Here is a 16,130-nt window from a genome sequence, read left to right as displayed (position 1 = left end):
TTGTTCGACAAAAGTTTCAGGGCGACAAATTGACACACCGACACCAAGGCTTTTACCCTAGCCAACAGCGATTGTAAATTGGTCTTACCAATTATCCAAGAACGCTGACAGTGCCTGACCAACAACAATTAGGGGCCACCCCATATGCAAACCTGGCAACAGCTTTACAGCCCGCTCGGCAGTCTCGGCGTGTCCGCACTCGCGGCCGTCATCCCCATCGTGTTCTTTTTCCTCGCATTGGCGGTGTTCCGCCTCAAAGGCCATGTGGCCGGGAGCATCACCCTCGCCCTGTCGATTGCCGTGGCGATCTTCGCGTTCCAGATGCCGGTCGATATGGCCTTCGCCGCCGCCGGGTATGGTTTCGCCTACGGTCTGTGGCCGATTGCATGGATCATTGTCGCGGCGGTGTTCCTCTACAAACTGACGGTCAAAAGTGGTCAGTTCGAGGTCATTCGCAGCTCGGTGTTATCGATTACTGACGACCAGCGCCTGCAAGTGCTGCTGATCGGTTTCTGCTTCGGAGCGTTCCTGGAAGGTGCCGCCGGTTTCGGCGCACCCGTGGCGATTACTGCCGCGTTGCTGGTCGGACTGGGTTTCAACCCCCTGTACGCCGCTGGCCTGTGCCTGATCGCCAACACCGCACCGGTAGCGTTCGGTGCACTGGGGATCCCGATCATCGTCGCCGGCCAAGTCACCGGTATCGACGCGTTCAAGATCGGCGCCATGACCGGTCGCCAACTGCCGCTGCTGTCGCTGTTCGTGCCGTTCTGGCTGGTGTTCATGATGGACGGCCTGCGCGGCGTACGTGAAACCTGGCCAGCGGCGTTGGTTGCGGGCCTGAGCTTCGCCATCACCCAATACTTCACCTCGAACTTCATTGGGCCAGAACTGCCGGACATCACCTCGGCGCTGGCCAGCCTGATATCGCTGACCCTGTTCCTGAAAATCTGGCAGCCAAAACGCACCGCAGGCGCGCAAATCGCCGGCGCCACGTCGAGCGCAGCGATCACCGCCAGCGTCGGCGGTTTCGGCCAGAAGCGCACCACCGTGGCGTCGCCTTACAGCCTCGGGGAAATTTTCAAAGCCTGGTCACCGTTCCTGATCCTCACCGTGCTGGTAACGATCTGGACGCTGAAGCCTTTCAAGGCGATGTTCGCCGCTGGCGGTTCGATGTACAGCTGGGTGTTCAACTTCGCGATCCCACACCTTGATCAATTAGTGATCAAAACCGCACCGATCGTAGCCGTCCCGACTGCCATTCCAGCGGTGTTCAAACTCGATCCGATTTCCGCGACCGGCACGGCGATTTTCTTCTCCGCGCTGATCTCGATGCTGGTCTTGAAGATCAATTTCAAAACTGGTCTTACCACTTTGAAAGAGACCTTCTACGAACTGCGCTGGCCAATCCTGTCGATCGGCATGGTGCTGGCGTTCGCCTTCGTCACCAACTACTCCGGCATGTCTTCGACCATGGCGCTGGTGCTGGCCGGTACGGGCGCAGCGTTCCCGTTCTTCTCGCCATTCCTCGGCTGGCTGGGCGTATTCCTCACCGGTTCGGATACTTCGTCCAACGCCCTGTTCAGTTCGTTGCAAGCAACCACTGCGCACCAGATCGGCGTCAACGACACCCTGCTGGTGGCAGCGAACACCAGCGGCGGCGTGACCGGCAAGATGATCTCGCCACAATCGATCGCCGTGGCTTGCGCCGCGACCGGACTGGTGGGCAAGGAATCGGATCTGTTCCGCTTCACCCTCAAACACAGCCTATTCTTTGCAACGATTGTCGGCTTGATCACCCTGGCTCAGGCCTACTGGTTCACCGGCATGCTGGTGCACTAAACCTACAAGACGCCTACAAGAAGCATGGAAAAAACCGACGCCGGTTACGTGATGCCGGCGTCAGCAATTCACAACCCGGTCTGTAAGGCTGCTGAAAGCAACGCTCTTTATATTCAGCAGCCGCCACAGACGGATAACCGGGCCCACCCGGAGACACGCCTGATGAGCGAGCTTTTTTACAACGCTGTGCCAAACGCGACGCGCGTGGCACCGCCACTGCCCGAACCTCGGCAATACCCCAGCGAGAAACCGTCGCGGGTCTACCTCTTCGGCACGTGTGTGGTCGACCTGTTCTACCCCGAAGCCGGGATGGACGCGATCCACTTGCTGGAGCGCGAAGGGATCCGGGTCGAGTATCCGCAAGGGCAGAGTTGCTGCGGCCAACCGGCCTACACCTCGGGTTACACCGAGCAGGCGCGGACGGTGGCGCGCTCGCAACTGGCGCTGTTTGCCGGGGATTATCCGGTAGTGGTGCCGTCGGGTTCCTGCGCCGGCATGCTGCGGGAGCATTACGCCGACTTGTTCAAGGACGAGCCGGAGACGTTGAAAAAGGTTCAGGCCCTCGCGGCCCGCACCTATGAACTGGCCGAATTTCTGCTGTTCGTCTGCAAGGTGCAACTCAAGGACAGCGGTGAACCGGTCAAAGTCGCGCTGCACACTTCGTGTTCGGCACGCCGCGAAATGAACACCCACCTGCACGGCCGCGAGTTGTTGGCGCAGTTGAGCAACGTGGAACGGGTCAACCATGACCACGAAAGCGAATGCTGTGGCTTCGGTGGGACATTCAGCGTCCGTATGCCAGACATTTCCGGCGCGATGGTGGCTGACAAGACCCAAGCGTTGAAGGATTCAGGCGCGCACAAGGTGTTGAGCGCCGACTGTGGCTGTTTGATGAACATCAACGGCGCATTGGAGAAACAAAAAGAAGCGCTACGCGGGCAACATCTCGCCAGCTTTCTGTGGCAACGAACCGGAGGTGCGCAATGAGCACTTCCGCGATTATTCCTACGGTCGCCGTAGAAGAAGATTTCCGCACCCGGGCACACAATGCTCTGGGTGATCAGCAACTGCGGAACAACTTCCGTACTGCCATGGACTCACTGATGGCCAAGCGGGCAGCCGCTTTCAGCGATGCCCACGAAAGAGAACATTTGCGCGCACTGGGCAATTCGATCAAGGCCCGCGCGCTGTCCAAGTTGCCCGACCTGCTCGAGCAACTGGAACAGAACCTGACCCGCAACGGTGTGACAGTGCACTGGGCGGAAACGGTGGACGAGGCCAATGGCATCGTCTTATCGATCATCCGCGCTCACGAGGCGCGGCAAGTGATCAAGGGCAAATCGATGGTCAGCGAAGAGATGGAGATGAACCATTTCCTCGAGGCTCGGGACATTGAATGTCTGGAGTCCGATATGGGGGAATACATCGTCCAGCTCGACCACGAGAAGCCTTCACACATCATTATGCCGGCGATCCACAAGAATGCCGGTCAGGTCGCGTCCTTGTTCCACGACAAACTTGGCGTGGAATACACCAAGGACGTTGACCAACTCATTCAGATCGGTCGCAGAGTCCTGCGGCAGAAATTCTTCGAAGCGGACATCGGCGTCTCCGGTGTCAACTTCGCCGTCGCCGAAACCGGCACCCTGCTGCTGGTGGAAAACGAAGGCAACGGCCGCATGACCACCACCGTGCCGCCGGTGCACATCGCCGTCACCGGCATCGAAAAAGTCGTGGAAAACCTGCGTGACGTGGTGCCGCTGCTGTCACTGCTGACGCGCTCGGCGCTGGGCATTCCGATCACCACCTACGTCAACATGATCTCCGGCCCGCGCAAGGAGCACGAACTCGACGGCCCGCAGGAAGTGCACCTGGTGCTGCTCGACAACGGTCGCAGTCAGGCCTTCGCCGACAGTGAATTGCGTCAGACCTTGAACTGCATCCGCTGCGGCGCCTGCATGAACCATTGCCCGGTCTACACCCGCGTCGGTGGCCACACCTATGGCGAGGTGTACCCGGGACCGATCGGCAAAATCATCACCCCGCACATGGTCGGTCTGGCCAAAGTCCCCGATCACCCGAGCGCTTCGTCGCTGTGCGGTGCCTGCGGTGAAGTGTGCCCAGTAAAAATTCCGATCCCGGCAATCCTGCGGCGCCTGCGCGAAGAGAACGTCAAAGCCCCGGACAGCCCGAATCAAGTGATGCGCGGTCAGGGCAGCAAGTATTCGCGCAAGGAACGTTTCATCTGGAACGCCTGGGCCAAGCTCAACAGCTCGCCGACCTTGTATCGATTGTTCGGCTTCTTCGCCACGCGCCTGCGTGCCCTGACCCCGAGCAATGTCGGCCCATGGACACAAAATCACAGCGCGCCGAAACCCGCTGCCCGCTCACTGCACGACATGGCCCGCGAGCATCTGGCCAAACAGGGAGACCGCTGATGAGCGCCAAGCAAAATATCCTCGGCAAACTGCGGAAAAGTCTGACTGGCGCCACACCGATTGCCGACAACTTCGATGTCGATCTGGTGACGCAGCCTTACACCTACAGCGCCGAACAACGCATCCCGCAACTGCGCAAATTGATGGAAGCGGTGCACACCGAAATCCACCTGACCTCGGGCGAAGAATGGCCGGCACTGCTTGCGCAATTGTTGCGCGACCGCCAGTTGCCGAGTCTGTTGATCGCACCGACGACAGCGCACGGGCAGAAAATCACACAGCATTGGGCGAACAATCCTGATCTGCCGACACTGAAATCCTACGACCGGCCAATGGAAGAGTGGAAAGCCGAACTGTTCAACGACACCCCGGCCAGCCTCACCGGCACCCTCGGTGCAATCGCCGCCACCGGCAGCCTGATCCTCTGGCCAACCCGCGAAGAACCGCGTTTGATGAGCCTGGTCCCGCCGGTGCATTTCGCCCTGCTCAAGGCCAGCGAAATCCGTGACAACTTCTATCAGGTGCAAGAGGAATTCGCGTGGGCCCAGGGCATGCCGACCAATGCGTTGCTGGTGTCCGGCCCGTCGAAAACCGCTGACATTGAGCAAGTGCTGGCTTACGGCGCCCACGGCCCGAAAGACCTCGTGGTGCTGATCCTGGAGGACCAATGACGCTTCCGGTGAATTTCCTGCGTGATGCGCAACAACTGATTCCGGCCGAGCGCCGTTTTGATGACCCGTTATCGACCCTGGCCTTTGGTACGGATGCCAGTTTTTATCGACTGATCCCGCAACTGGTAATCCGCGTCGAGTCCGAAGATGAAGTGGTGGCGCTGCTAAAACTGGCTCAGCGCGACCATGTTCCAGTGACCTTCCGTGCGGCGGGCACCAGCCTTTCCGGTCAGGCGATCAGCGATTCCGTTTTGATCGTGCTTGGGGATAACTGGAACGCTCGCGAGATTCGCGGCCAAGGCACGCAAATACGCCTGCAACCCGGGGTGATCGGCGCACAGGCCAACGCATGGCTGGCACCGTTCGGGCGCAAGATCGGCCCGGATCCGGCGTCGATCAACGCCTGCAAAATCGGCGGCATCGTCGCTAACAATGCCAGCGGCATGTGCTGCGGCACCGCGCAAAACACCTACCACACGCTGGCCGGGATTCGCCTGGTGCTGGCCGATGGCACGCGCCTGGATACCGAAGACGCTACAAGTGTCGCGGCATTCCGCGTAAGCCACGGCGATCTGCTCGAACGCTTGGCGACATTGGGCCGCGAGACCCGCGCCAACGCCGAACTGGCTGCACGAATCCGCCACAAATACCGTCTGAAAAATACCACCGGCCTGTCGCTCAACGCCTTGGTGGATTTCGATGAGCCTGTGGATATCTTGAGCCACTTGCTGGTCGGCTCCGAAGGCACCCTCGGCTTTATCAGCGCGGTGACTTACGACACGGTGATCGATCACCCAAACAAGGCTTCGGCGCTGATCGTATTCCCGGATGTGGAAACCTGCTGCAACGCGGTCACCGTGTTGAAAAGCCAACCGGTGTCCGCCGTAGAGCTGCTCGATCGGCGTAGCCTGCGCTCGGTGCAAGACAAACCGGGCATGCCTGCTTTCGTACAACAGCTGTCGAACAATGCCTGCGCACTGCTGATCGAATCCCGCGCCGCATCTTCCACTTTGCTGCAGGAGCAGCTGGGGCAGATCATGGCGTCGCTCAGCGACTTCCCAGTGGAGAAGCAGGTCGACTTTACCGAAGACCCTGCCGAGAACGCCAAGCTCTGGGCGATCCGCAAGGACACCTTCCCCGCCGTAGGCGCAGTGCGCAAAACCGGCACCACGGTGATCATCGAAGACGTGACCTTCCCGGTCGAACAACTGGCGATCGGCGTCAATCGCCTCATCGAGCTGTTCGACAAACATGCCTACGACGAAGCGATCCTTTTCGGACACGCGCTGGAAGGCAATCTGCACTTCGTCTTCACCCAAGGCTTCAACAACCCGGAAGAAGTCGCACGCTATCAAGCGTTCATGGACGACGTCGCGCAACTGGTCGCGGTGGAGTTTGGCGGTTCGCTGAAAGCCGAACACGGCACCGGGCGCAACATGGCGCCGTTCGTGGAACTGGAATGGGGCAGCGACGCCTATCAGTTGATGTGGCAGCTCAAACGTCTGCTCGACCCGAATGGCATTCTCAATCCCGACGTGGTGCTCAGCGAAGATCCGCAGATCCACCTCAAGCACCTGAAGCCGCTGCCGGCGGCGGATGAGATTGTCGATAAGTGCATAGAGTGCGGCTTCTGCGAACCTGTCTGCCCGTCAAAAGGCCTGACCCTCAGCCCGCGCCAGCGCATTGTCATCTGGCGCGATATTCAGGCGAAAAAACGTGCAGGTGTCGACACCACCGAACTGGAAAAAGCCTACGAGTACCAAGGCATCGAAACCTGCGCCGCCACTGGTCTGTGCGCGCAACGTTGCCCTGTAGGCATCAATACCGGTGAGCTGGTGAAAAAACTCCGAGCCCGACACGCGACGCATCAGAAAACCGCTGACTGGATCGAAGGAAATTTCGCCAAGACCCTGCAAGGCGCACGCTTCACCCTACACGTGGCCAACGGCGCACGAATGATGCTCGGCGCGCCGCGTCTGGCGAAACTTTCGGCAACCATTACGCGCCTGTCCAAAGGTCAGGTGCCGTTGTGGACGAATGCGATGCCGCAACCGGAGAAAGCCATTCGCTTCAGCCCCAGCGTGTCGGACGAGCGCCCGCGCGTTGTCTATCTGGCCGCGTGTGTGTCGCGAGTGATGGGCCCGGCGGCGGGTGACAAAGAGCAAATGTCGCTCTACGACAAAACCCGTGGCTTGCTGGAGAAGGCCGGCTACCAAGTGGTCTTCCCGGACAATCAGGACAATCTCTGCTGCGGCCAGCCCTTCGCCTCAAAAGGCTACGCCGAACAGGCCGAACACAAACGCCAAGAGTTGATCAGCGCACTGCTGCATGCGAGTCGCGGCGGACTCGATCCGATCTACTGCGACACCAGTCCGTGCACGTTGCGCCTGGTGCAGGATGTCGGTGATGTTCGTCTTGATCTGTACGATCCGGTGCGCTTCATCCGTACGCACCTTCTTGATCGACTCGACTTCACCCCGCAAGAGGCACCGATTGCCGTACACGTGACCTGCAGCACGCAGCATCTGGGCGAAAGCCAGGCGTTGATCGATCTGGCGCGCAAGTGCAGCAACAACGTGGTGATCCCGGAAGGCATTCATTGCTGTGGGTTTGCCGGGGACAAAGGCTTCACCACGCCGGAGCTGAACAGCCATTCGCTGCGCACGCTCAAGGACGCGGTGCAGCATTGCAGCGAGGGGATTTCCACCAGCCGCACCTGTGAGATCGGTCTGACGCAACATGGCGGAATTGACTACCACGGACTGGTCTATCTGGTGGATCGAGTGACCCGGGCGAAGGCTCGCTGAAGAAAAATAGAACCCTTGAGTTCGACTGTAGTCCACAGATTAACCCCGGCTGATCGGGGTTTTTCTTCCATACGGTTGCCCGTCCTGACGGCCAGCGAAGTCTGGACCCACTCGGTTCAAGGAGATACACATGAAACGTTCTGTACTGTTAGGTCTGTTCGTTACTGCATCGATGATGGCGTCCACTTCGTTTGCTGACGGCAAGCCTGCTGACCTGTGTGATGCCAATATTCAGACCATCAACAATGCCAAGGGCCAGCTGTCAGCGAACCCGGAACTGAGTCAGCGTGCTAACGCCAGTGTGAGCAAGGCCGAGGCGCTCAAGGCTCAAGGCAAAATCGACGATTGCATTGCGGAAACGTCGCAAACCATCGTGGAATTGCGCAAGTCCACCGGTACCAACAACTGATCAGCGTCCCGGCCAACCTTCGGGTTGGCCTTGTGGGCCGATTGGCGTACACTGCACACGCTTGTTGCTCAAACAGATGTACTGAGCAATGAGTTCGGGGCCGTTTAGGATTCGACGCCGGTTGCGAAACTTTAGGTGCATGCCGACTTGGTAACAGAAGTCGTAAATCCACTGTTGCAACTACTTATAGTTGCCAATGACGACCAATACGGTGTTGCTCTCGCTGCTTAATTGCAGCTGACAATGCTCCTGGTACCTTCGGGTCCAGCAATCATCAGGGGATGTCTGTAAACCCAAAATGATTGTCATATAGAACAGAATCGCCGTGCAGTACGTTGTGGACGAAGCGGCTAAAACTTACACAACTCGCCCAAAGCACCCTGCCCTTCGGGTCGCTGAGGGTTAACTTAATAGAAACGGCTACGCATGTAGTACCGACAGCGGAGTACTGGCGGACGGGGGTTCAAATCCCCCCGGCTCCACCAACTCTCAACGACAAAGCCCGCCAAGTGCGGGCTTTGTCGCATCAGGGCATAAGCCAAACCGGGCACGCAAGACCGTAGTCTGCAATTGATCAGGCTCGACTACCTCGAAAACGCTACGAAAAAGGACGACCTAATGTCGTCCTTTTCCATACCTGCACTCATGCCCCATCAACGAGCAACACTAACCAAATCCGGACGACTAGACTTAAGCATCGCCTCATTAACCTTGCCCTGAATCGAGCAAGTAAACATCCCCTTACTCCCAGCACTCAGCTCTTCCGGAGCCGGTTCAATCAAGAACACCCGCTCGGCACTGTCGACCACCAGCTTACCGGCAGTGGCGGCAGGATCTTCCGGCTGCCAGCTGGATTTGCCATGGGACCAGATTTCCGCGCGAGCGTAGAGTCCCTGCGACATGTCCAGGCGCGGGCCGCCCGCTTTTTCCAGTTGAGTGTGGAGTTCGTTCGGCGTCTGTTTGGCGTAGAAGCCCCAACTGATGATGCGCGTGCCCATCAGGTCCATGTCTTCGGCGTAAAAACCGGTCAACGACATGCCATCGATCTCGACTGGCTTGGCAAACATCCAGCGCTGGCCCATGTCGCTCTTGGTGCCGCCGGACAATCTGATCTGGCCATTTTCGACGGTGCTTGGCACCAGATCCTTGATCAAGGGTGATTGCACAACGGCCAGTGAGTGATCGTCACAAGCGGCAAACGACGCTACCGGTGAGGGTGCAGCGGCAACGCTGAAAGCCGAAAACAGGGTGACAAGGGGCAGCAGGAAAAAGGGTTTCATGGAATGACTCGAATGAAAGACTGAAGACAAAAAATAATATCACAATGATATCAATCGCCAGTCTTCAGACATTCAATCAATGCCCATGCCGATGATGCACATCCGGAAAATGCGCATGGCTATGCCGCATCGGCGTATGCACATGCGGATGACTGTGCGGCTCCGTTCCATCCCATTCAAACCCGTGCACATGCTGGTGATGCTCGTCGTGGGTATGGCGATGATCATGCTCGAGCCGTTCGTGCTGATGCTCATGACTATGGTTCTCCATCAGATGAATCCATACCCCCACGGCCATTAACGCTGCTGCGAGCAGGAACATCAGCGATACCGACTCGCCCAGCAGCAGAATCGAGATCGCTGCGCCCAGAAACGGTGCGCTGGAAAAGTATGCGCCGGTGCGCGCACTGCCCAGCCCGCGCAGGGCGAGGACGAACATCACCAGGCTGACGCCGTAGCCGAGAAATCCGACCAGCAGGATGGGCACCAGCGTGGTGGCCGCAGGCATTTGCGTGCCGATGAGCAAGGCCAGGCCGCAGTTGACCAGACCGGCGACCAGGCCTTTGCTGCCGGCGATGAACAGTGCGTCCGAGGCAGAGACTTTCCGCGTGAGGTTATTGTCGATGGCCCAGCAAAAGCAGGCGAAGGCGACGGCCAGCGGGCCTGTCCAGTCCTGCGCCGACATGGCCTCTTGCGGCCATGACAACACGACACCGCCGGCCACGATGGCGAGCATGCCGATCACGATTCGTCGATCAGCGTTTTCCTTGAACACGACCCAGGCCAGCAGTGCCGTGAGCACTGATTCCAGATTGAGCATCAGCGACGCGCTCGCGCCGGACGTTCTGGTCAAACCGAACATCAATGCCACTGGCGCCAGCACACCGCCGAAGCCAATCGCTCCGACCAGCCACGGCCATTCGCCTGTGCCCAGTCCGGAACGCTGCCAGCCTCGATCGCGGGCAACACGCAGGACGGTCAAACCCAGACCGCTGCCCAGATAGAGCAAACCGGCCAATAGAATCGGTGAAATCTGTACCCCCAGCAGCTTGGCGAGTGGCGTGCTGGCGCCAAACAATGCTGCCGCAACCAAAGCGTAGAGAACGCTCACATTCATGACGGGATCACTCGCTCGGGCCGATGGAATACCGGTAATGATCATGGCAAAACTGAGGTGAGAATTATGTGAACAGCTGATTCGTGTCAGAAACATCACCTCAAGCACGCGCTCAAATCCAGCAACATATAAACCGCGTAATCAGTGGGTGCCTGCTCGGCGCAGCCTCTATGCTGCGTACATCGAGATGCAATGGAGTTGAAGATGAAAACCTGGATTGCCGCCGCGTTGGCCGCACTGATTTCTCTGCCGGTCCCCGCAGCAGATACTGGCGCTGTGCGCGTCGAACCGATCGATTTCCCAACCAGCGCCGACAGTGTTCAGCGCAAACAGTCGATCAAGGGCGACCAGACGGCGGAGTACAGATTCAACGCCAAGGCCGGCCAATTGCTCACCGTCGATTTCAAACCGTCCAACACCTCCGCTTACTTCAACATCACCGCCAAGGGCGCGGATTACGCGCTGTTCAACGGTTCGATCATGGGCAATCATTTCCTCGGAACATTGCCGGCCGACGGCGAGTACACCGTTCAGGTCTATCTCATGCGCAATGCCGCACGGCGCAACGAAGTGGCCAACTACGAGCTGTCTCTGAGACGGGTCAATGGCGACGCCACCAGCGGGAGACAGCCATTCGAGCAGACGCTGGAATTGCAGGGCATTGCCTTTCACGCCAGCACCGAACAGGTCGATGGCAAACCGACGCTGCGCATCACCCCCAAAGGTCTGGAGATCGATAACGCGGTCATCAGCCGGGCGCTCACCGGTGAGGTCGTGCGTGCCGAGGTTGCTGACCTCAATAACGACGGCTCCCCCGAACTCTACGTGTTTACCCGCTCGCCCGGACGCGGCATGCCGGGCGAGCTGATCGCCTATTCCGCCAACAACAAGAAATCCCTGAGCGAAATCTACCTGCCGCCGGTCAGCGACAATCCGAAAATCGCCGAAGGCTATCAGGGCGAGGATTCGTTTGCAGTGGTGGAAAACGCGCTGGTGCAGCGCTTCCCGGTGTATGACAGCACTGACGCAGGCGCAGGCCGCACGGGGAAGATGCGCCAGGTTCAATACACGTTGATGGCGGGCGAGGCCGGGTGGGTTTTGCGCGAAGATAAGGTGGCGGAGTATTGAGTTGACGTCACCGGGCTCACGCCAACGGATAAACCCCAAAAGCGCTTCTACACTCACAGCGCCCCTTCCGCCGGACCGAGCCCAATGACCTCACTCAAAGACCGCATGCAACAAGGCAAGGACGCCCGCAAGCAGTGCTCACGCAGCGCTCAGGCATCCACCGGCAAGATGAACCGTGACCCGATTCCGTTGATCAAGGCCTCCAGCCAGGGCCGCGTCGCGTCGCTGGTCGAACTGCGTTACGGGCGCATGCTGGTGTCGCCGTTCACGTTCTTTCGCGGCAATGCCTTGTTGCAGGCGCACGATTTGTCGGGCACGGCGAACATGGGCCTGAACTTGCCCATCTGTGGTGACAGCCATCTGATGAATTTCGGCGGTTTCGCCACGCCTGAGCGCAATCTGCTGTTCAGCGTCAACGATTTCGACGAAGCACATCCCGGGCCGTGGGAGTGGGATCTGAAGCGTCTGGCGGCAAGTTGCGTGGTGGCAGCCCGCGACCTGCGCCACGGTGAGTCGGTCGAGGAACAGGTGTGTCGTGAAATGGTCGGCGCCTATCAGACCACGCTTCTGGAGTGCGCCGAGCAGAGCACGCTGGAAAACTGGTACGAGTCGATCAGCTACAACGACCTGCTGGCGCAGGCACGCAAAAGTACCCTTGAACATGTGGAGCGCGCCATCGAGAAGGCCGAACGGCGCACACACGCCGAGCTGCTGCCGAAAATCAGCGAGCGCGATACCCACGGGCGTCTGATCATTCGCGATGACCTGCCGGAAATTTTTCACCTGCACAAAAACACCACGCTGCTGGATGCCGAGGATGACTGGCTGCGGCTCGCGGACTGGCGGCCGCTCTTCGACACCTTCATGCGCGAGTATCGCAGCACGTTGCAACCCGACCGCCGCGAGTTGTTGTCGCGGTTTCACGTGCAGGATCTGGCGTTCAAAGTGGTGGGCGTCGGCAGTGTCGGCACGCGTTGTCTGGTGGCGCTGCTGACGGACGATCAGGAGTTCCCGCTGTTCCTGCAATTCAAGGAAGCCCGGCGTTCGGTGCTCGCCGACTACGTCAAAAGCAAATCCAGGGTGCGTCATGAAGGGCAGCGCGTGGTCGAGGGGCAGCGCCTGATGCAGGCGGCCAGCGACCTGTTTCTGGGCTGGACGACCGGCCCCAGCGGTCGGCAATTCTACGTGCGGCAATTACGCGACATGAAGATCTCTGCCGAACTGGAAAACTTCGACGGTGAAACCTTTGCTGCCTACGGTCGCGTTTGCGGCCGCGCCCTCGCCCGGGCACATGCCAAGGCCTCCGGTCTCGCTGCGCAGATCAGTGGCTACATCGGCAAAGGCGATGCGCTGGCGGATGCGCTATTGAAGTACGCGCAACATTACACCGCGCAGAACGAACGTGATTTCGAACGCTTCCAGACGGCCTGTCGCAAGGGGCAGTTGCGTGCCCGATCAGAGGCAGACTTTGCCGCTGACCATATGCCTTGAAATGACGTCCGTGATCACCGCGACTGCCATTGGTTTTGTCGCCACGCCCTCCTTCCCACATCGAACGTCCTAGGAAAATTCCCGCAACACGCGTCGACTTTGATGAACTGGTGCACAGTTCCTCAGGGCGTTACGCTCCACGACCACTGCCATCCAGCGGACGGTTTGGCAGCCGCAATTGCAGTGAATGTTCACTCCACGGAGCTACGTCATGAAGAAAATCCCCCGCCTTTCGCTGGTTGGCCCGGCACCGTCCGATGCGCCAACGTCCAGCACCCAACCGCCATCGAATACCAGCGCACGCAGCGAAGCGCACAAGCGGCGCCGTAGCATCCCGCTCAATCAGCTCATCAGGGTGCGCGACGATGTCGACACCCTGACCCTGCTCACCCACGCCAGTGAGATCCTCGATTCCCTCGCGGCCATCAGCGCAACCTTTGCCGATGAGTTCGACGGCTCGAAACGCCATGTGGCGGTGGCCATGAAGCAATTGAGCGCACTGGCCGAGATCCTGATTTGTCGGGCACGGGACAATCTTGATCCGCAGAAACCGCTGAACACTACCGGGCCTGAAACCCGCCATTGACGGGCGAAACCCCGGCGCTCGGTTGCGCATCGGACTGCATTGGAGCCGCCCATCGAGATGAATTTTTCTTCACTGCAGCTGCGCGGCCAAGCCTTGTACAGTCCGCTCGCTCATTCAAGAAACTACGGTTCGCCCGCGCTCCTGCGGGCTTTTTTTTGCCTGAAACAAAACCCCTTCTTCGTCACAACTTGCCGTAACCCCAGTGATTGCGCGACTCTGCGAGCAGATCCCACAAGCCGGAGCGCCCGATGCCGCTGTTGACCCTGCCCTGCCAACGCCTGACGCTCGCGATACTTGCACCGGAGCAGGCCGAGCTGGAAAGCGAGTTCTACCGACGCAACCTGCGCCACCTGGCGCCATGGTCACCGATCCGCACCACCGAATATTTTTCCACTGAGCAAATTCGCCGGCGCCTCGACGTACAGGCCAGTGCATTCGAGGCCGGGCTGGCCATGCATTTCGCGCTGCTGAGCCCGGATGGCCAGCAGATGATCGGCGCCTGCAATTTCAGCGGCATCATTCGCGGAGCCTTTCAGGCGTGTTATCTGGGTTATCACATCGACGAGGCCCAACAGGGTCAGGGCTTGATGCAGGAAGCGCTGGAGGCTGGCATCGCTTACATGTTCGACAGCCAGAACCTGCACCGGATCATGGCCAACTACATTCCCGGTAACGAGCGCAGTGCGCGCTTGCTTGAGCGCCTGGGCTTCGAACGTGAGGGTTACGCCAAGGCGTATCTGAACATTGCCGGGCGCTGGCAGGATCATGTGCTGACGGCGCTGGTCAATCGGCTGTTCGAAACGCCGGAGAAGCGTTGGTCGCGACAACTGGCCTAGCTTCACAATTTGTTCAGGATTGCCGACGTATGCTCAGGCCTCCCGCCCCTTCCGGTTGCCTGAACCCCATGTCGCGTGCCGCCACTTCGCTGTTTCTGCTTGCCGCCCTGCTGTTTTTCTTCGCGCTGGGTGGCCACCAATTGCAAGGCTCCACTGAGGCCCGCGTCGCCGGTATCGCCATGGAGATGCACTTGGACGACGACTGGGTGACGCCTCGGTTGTTCGGCGAACCGTTTCTGGAAAAACCACCGCTGAGCCTGTGGCTGGATGCTGGCGCCATGCGCGTGTTCGGTGTTTCACCGTGGGCCGTGCGGCTGGCGTCGGCCGTTGCCGGTTTGCTCAGTGTGATGCTGCTGTACGGCATGTTACGGCGTTTCGAGCGACCGAAAATGATTGCCTGGACCGCAGGCATTCTGCTCGCGACCATGGCCAGTTATTGGAGCAATGTGCGCGGCGTCGGTGAGGATGCGCTGCTCGCACTCGGCGTGACCACCGCGCTGCTGGCCTTTTATCAGGCGCAGCGGGCATCGACTCTGGGCAACTCGCTGCTGTTTGTCGTCGGGATCGCCATCGCCACGTTGAGCAAAGGTGTGCTGGGGCTGGCCATGCCGGGAGTGGTGATTTTTGCCTATCTGCTGGCCGACAACCTGATGGACAAACGACTGAAAATCGCTGACTGGCTGCGACCGGGTTTCCTGACCCTGCTCGGTTTGATTCCGCTGCTGATCTGGCTCGTCATCCTCTTCCAGCACGGCGGCGCACAGGCCGTCAGAGAAGTGCTGCTGACCAACAGCGTCGGGCGCTTCAGCGGTTCGTTCGTCGAGGCCGGGCACTACGAACCGTTCTACTACTACCTCGCCAAACTGCCGGAAGCCTTTCTGCCGTGGAATATTCTGGTGTACCTGGGGCTCTGGCATTTCCGCAAACACCTGAAGGCCAATCGTTACCTGCTGTTTTTCAGCCTGTGGATCGTGGCGCAGTTCATCATGCTGACGTTGGCGTCGAGCAAACGCACGGTGTACCTGATGTCGATGACACCGGCCGCCGCGGTGATCGCAGCGGAGTATGCAGGCGTGCTGTTCGAGCGCTTGAAGCAGTATGAATCCGGTAATGGATTCGTAGGCCGAATTGCCCGGCAGCGTCAGACACTGGTAGTCGGTGTGCTCACGCTGGTGATCGGCAGTTACCTCGCCGCCGCGCAGTGGGCGTTGCCTCATGCCGACAAAAAGCTTTCGTTCCTGCCGTTGAGTGCAGAGATTCAATCGCTGCAAACCGCCGGGCACCAAGTCGCGCTGTTTCAGGCCAATGAGCGGGTCGGTGGCGCCACGGTCTTCTATACCCAGCAAGTACTCAAAGGCCTGGATACCGAAGCGCAGTTACGAGATTTTCTCGCGGCATCACCCTCGCATGTCGCGGTGATGGCCGGCGACAGCGAACCCGCAGCCCCATTGAAAGTGCTCAAGACCATGATAGTCGGACGACAACCGTATTACTTCGTCGGCTATTGAGGGCCTGCGCAGCCCCATAA

The 16,130-nt window shown here is 59.3% G+C and carries 13 protein-coding genes and 1 other RNA gene; 12 read left to right on the top strand and 2 right to left on the bottom strand.

Annotation, left to right across the window (positions count from 1 at the left end; translation table 11 throughout):
- The first annotated feature begins 144 nt into the window (after positions 1-144).
- From CKW26_RS18915 to ssrA, 7 genes are all read left to right on the top strand, one after another.
- The gene (locus CKW26_RS18915) at positions 145-1,839 is read left to right on the top strand and encodes a lactate permease LctP family transporter (protein WP_095049703.1); all 1,695 of its coding nucleotides are present in this window, start codon (positions 145-147) and stop codon (positions 1,837-1,839) included.
- Between the two features lie 162 nt (positions 1,840-2,001).
- Positions 2,002-2,826 (top strand): (Fe-S)-binding protein, encoded by an 825-nt coding sequence (locus tag CKW26_RS18910; protein WP_095049819.1) that lies wholly within the window; start codon positions 2,002-2,004, stop codon positions 2,824-2,826.
- Positions 2,823-4,277, top strand: coding sequence for a LutB/LldF family L-lactate oxidation iron-sulfur protein (locus CKW26_RS18905; RefSeq protein WP_095049702.1), 1,455 nt, complete (start codon positions 2,823-2,825; stop codon positions 4,275-4,277). Before CKW26_RS18910 ends, CKW26_RS18905 begins: the two co-directional genes overlap by 4 nt.
- Entirely contained in the window at positions 4,277-4,948 is a 672-nt protein-coding gene (locus CKW26_RS18900; protein WP_095049701.1) for a lactate utilization protein, read from the top strand. Before CKW26_RS18905 ends, CKW26_RS18900 begins: the two co-directional genes overlap by 1 nt.
- Positions 4,945-7,755 carry an FAD-binding and (Fe-S)-binding domain-containing protein gene (locus CKW26_RS18895; protein WP_095049700.1) on the top strand — a complete coding sequence of 937 codons (2,811 nt, stop codon included), beginning with the start codon at positions 4,945-4,947 and terminating at the stop codon, positions 7,753-7,755. Before CKW26_RS18900 ends, CKW26_RS18895 begins: the two co-directional genes overlap by 4 nt.
- A 130-nt stretch (positions 7,756-7,885) precedes the next feature.
- The gene (locus tag CKW26_RS18890) at positions 7,886-8,164 is read left to right on the top strand and encodes a hypothetical protein (RefSeq protein WP_095049699.1); all 279 of its coding nucleotides are present in this window, start codon (positions 7,886-7,888) and stop codon (positions 8,162-8,164) included.
- 96 nt (positions 8,165-8,260) lie between these two features.
- Positions 8,261-8,649: a transfer-messenger RNA gene (ssrA, locus tag CKW26_RS18885) on the top strand.
- 168 nt (positions 8,650-8,817) lie between these two features.
- Here ssrA and CKW26_RS18880 read toward each other — a convergent pair.
- Together CKW26_RS18880 and CKW26_RS18875 are read right to left on the bottom strand one after the other, a co-directional pair.
- Positions 8,818-9,444 (bottom strand): hypothetical protein, encoded by a 627-nt coding sequence (locus CKW26_RS18880; RefSeq protein ID WP_095049698.1) that lies wholly within the window; start codon positions 9,442-9,444, stop codon positions 8,818-8,820.
- A gap of 76 nt (positions 9,445-9,520) precedes the next feature.
- A complete protein-coding gene (locus CKW26_RS18875) occupies positions 9,521-10,561 on the bottom strand; it encodes a DMT family transporter (RefSeq protein ID WP_095049697.1) in 1,041 nt (346 codons plus the stop codon).
- A 204-nt stretch (positions 10,562-10,765) separates the two neighbouring features.
- Here CKW26_RS18875 and CKW26_RS18870 point away from each other — a divergent pair, with 204 nt between their 5' ends.
- The 5 genes from CKW26_RS18870 (at position 10,766) to CKW26_RS18850 (ending at position 16,110) form a co-directional block, all read left to right on the top strand.
- A complete protein-coding gene (locus CKW26_RS18870; protein WP_095049696.1) occupies positions 10,766-11,689 on the top strand; it encodes a PliI family lysozyme inhibitor of I-type lysozyme in 924 nt (307 codons plus the stop codon).
- Between the two features lie 84 nt (positions 11,690-11,773).
- A complete protein-coding gene (locus CKW26_RS18865) occupies positions 11,774-13,180 on the top strand; it encodes a DUF2252 domain-containing protein (RefSeq protein WP_095049695.1) in 1,407 nt (468 codons plus the stop codon).
- Between the two features lie 211 nt (positions 13,181-13,391).
- Positions 13,392-13,766, top strand: coding sequence for a DUF6124 family protein (locus CKW26_RS18860; RefSeq protein WP_095049694.1), 375 nt, complete (start codon positions 13,392-13,394; stop codon positions 13,764-13,766).
- Positions 13,767-14,014: 248 nt separating this feature from the next.
- Positions 14,015-14,602, top strand: coding sequence for a ribosomal protein S5-alanine N-acetyltransferase (gene rimJ, locus CKW26_RS18855; RefSeq protein WP_095049693.1), 588 nt, complete (start codon positions 14,015-14,017; stop codon positions 14,600-14,602).
- 29 nt (positions 14,603-14,631) lie between these two features.
- Positions 14,632-16,110 carry a glycosyltransferase family 39 protein gene (locus CKW26_RS18850; protein WP_095049692.1) on the top strand — a complete coding sequence of 493 codons (1,479 nt, stop codon included), beginning with the start codon at positions 14,632-14,634 and terminating at the stop codon, positions 16,108-16,110.
- The last annotated feature ends 20 nt before the right edge of the window (positions 16,111-16,130 follow it).

Origin of the sequence: Pseudomonas sp. Irchel s3h9 (assembly GCF_900187475.1) — a bacterium.
Lineage (GTDB): Bacteria > Pseudomonadota > Gammaproteobacteria > Pseudomonadales > Pseudomonadaceae > Aquipseudomonas > Aquipseudomonas neuropathica.
Note: the sequence above shows the minus strand (reverse complement) of the source record. Positions and strands in the feature narration are given on the sequence as shown.

What these genes read in the sequence shown, in the direction of transcription:
- CKW26_RS18915 (WP_095049703.1), top strand. Translation starts at nt 145, where the DNA reads ATGCAAACCTGGCAACAGCTTTACAGCCCGCTCGGCAGTCTCGGCGTG.
- CKW26_RS18910 (WP_095049819.1), top strand. Translation starts at nt 2,002, where the DNA reads ATGAGCGAGCTTTTTTACAACGCTGTGCCAAACGCGACGCGCGTGGCA.
- CKW26_RS18905 (WP_095049702.1), top strand. Translation starts at nt 2,823, where the DNA reads ATGAGCACTTCCGCGATTATTCCTACGGTCGCCGTAGAAGAAGATTTC.
- CKW26_RS18900 (WP_095049701.1), top strand. Translation starts at nt 4,277, where the DNA reads ATGAGCGCCAAGCAAAATATCCTCGGCAAACTGCGGAAAAGTCTGACT.
- CKW26_RS18895 (WP_095049700.1), top strand. Translation starts at nt 4,945, where the DNA reads ATGACGCTTCCGGTGAATTTCCTGCGTGATGCGCAACAACTGATTCCG.
- CKW26_RS18890 (WP_095049699.1), top strand. Translation starts at nt 7,886, where the DNA reads ATGAAACGTTCTGTACTGTTAGGTCTGTTCGTTACTGCATCGATGATG.
- CKW26_RS18880 (WP_095049698.1), bottom strand. Translation starts at nt 9,444, where the DNA reads ATGAAACCCTTTTTCCTGCTGCCCCTTGTCACCCTGTTTTCGGCTTTC.
- CKW26_RS18875 (WP_095049697.1), bottom strand. Translation starts at nt 10,561, where the DNA reads ATGAATGTGAGCGTTCTCTACGCTTTGGTTGCGGCAGCATTGTTTGGC.
- CKW26_RS18870 (WP_095049696.1), top strand. Translation starts at nt 10,766, where the DNA reads ATGAAAACCTGGATTGCCGCCGCGTTGGCCGCACTGATTTCTCTGCCG.
- CKW26_RS18865 (WP_095049695.1), top strand. Translation starts at nt 11,774, where the DNA reads ATGACCTCACTCAAAGACCGCATGCAACAAGGCAAGGACGCCCGCAAG.
- CKW26_RS18860 (WP_095049694.1), top strand. Translation starts at nt 13,392, where the DNA reads ATGAAGAAAATCCCCCGCCTTTCGCTGGTTGGCCCGGCACCGTCCGAT.
- rimJ (WP_095049693.1), top strand. Translation starts at nt 14,015, where the DNA reads ATGCCGCTGTTGACCCTGCCCTGCCAACGCCTGACGCTCGCGATACTT.
- CKW26_RS18850 (WP_095049692.1), top strand. Translation starts at nt 14,632, where the DNA reads ATGCTCAGGCCTCCCGCCCCTTCCGGTTGCCTGAACCCCATGTCGCGT.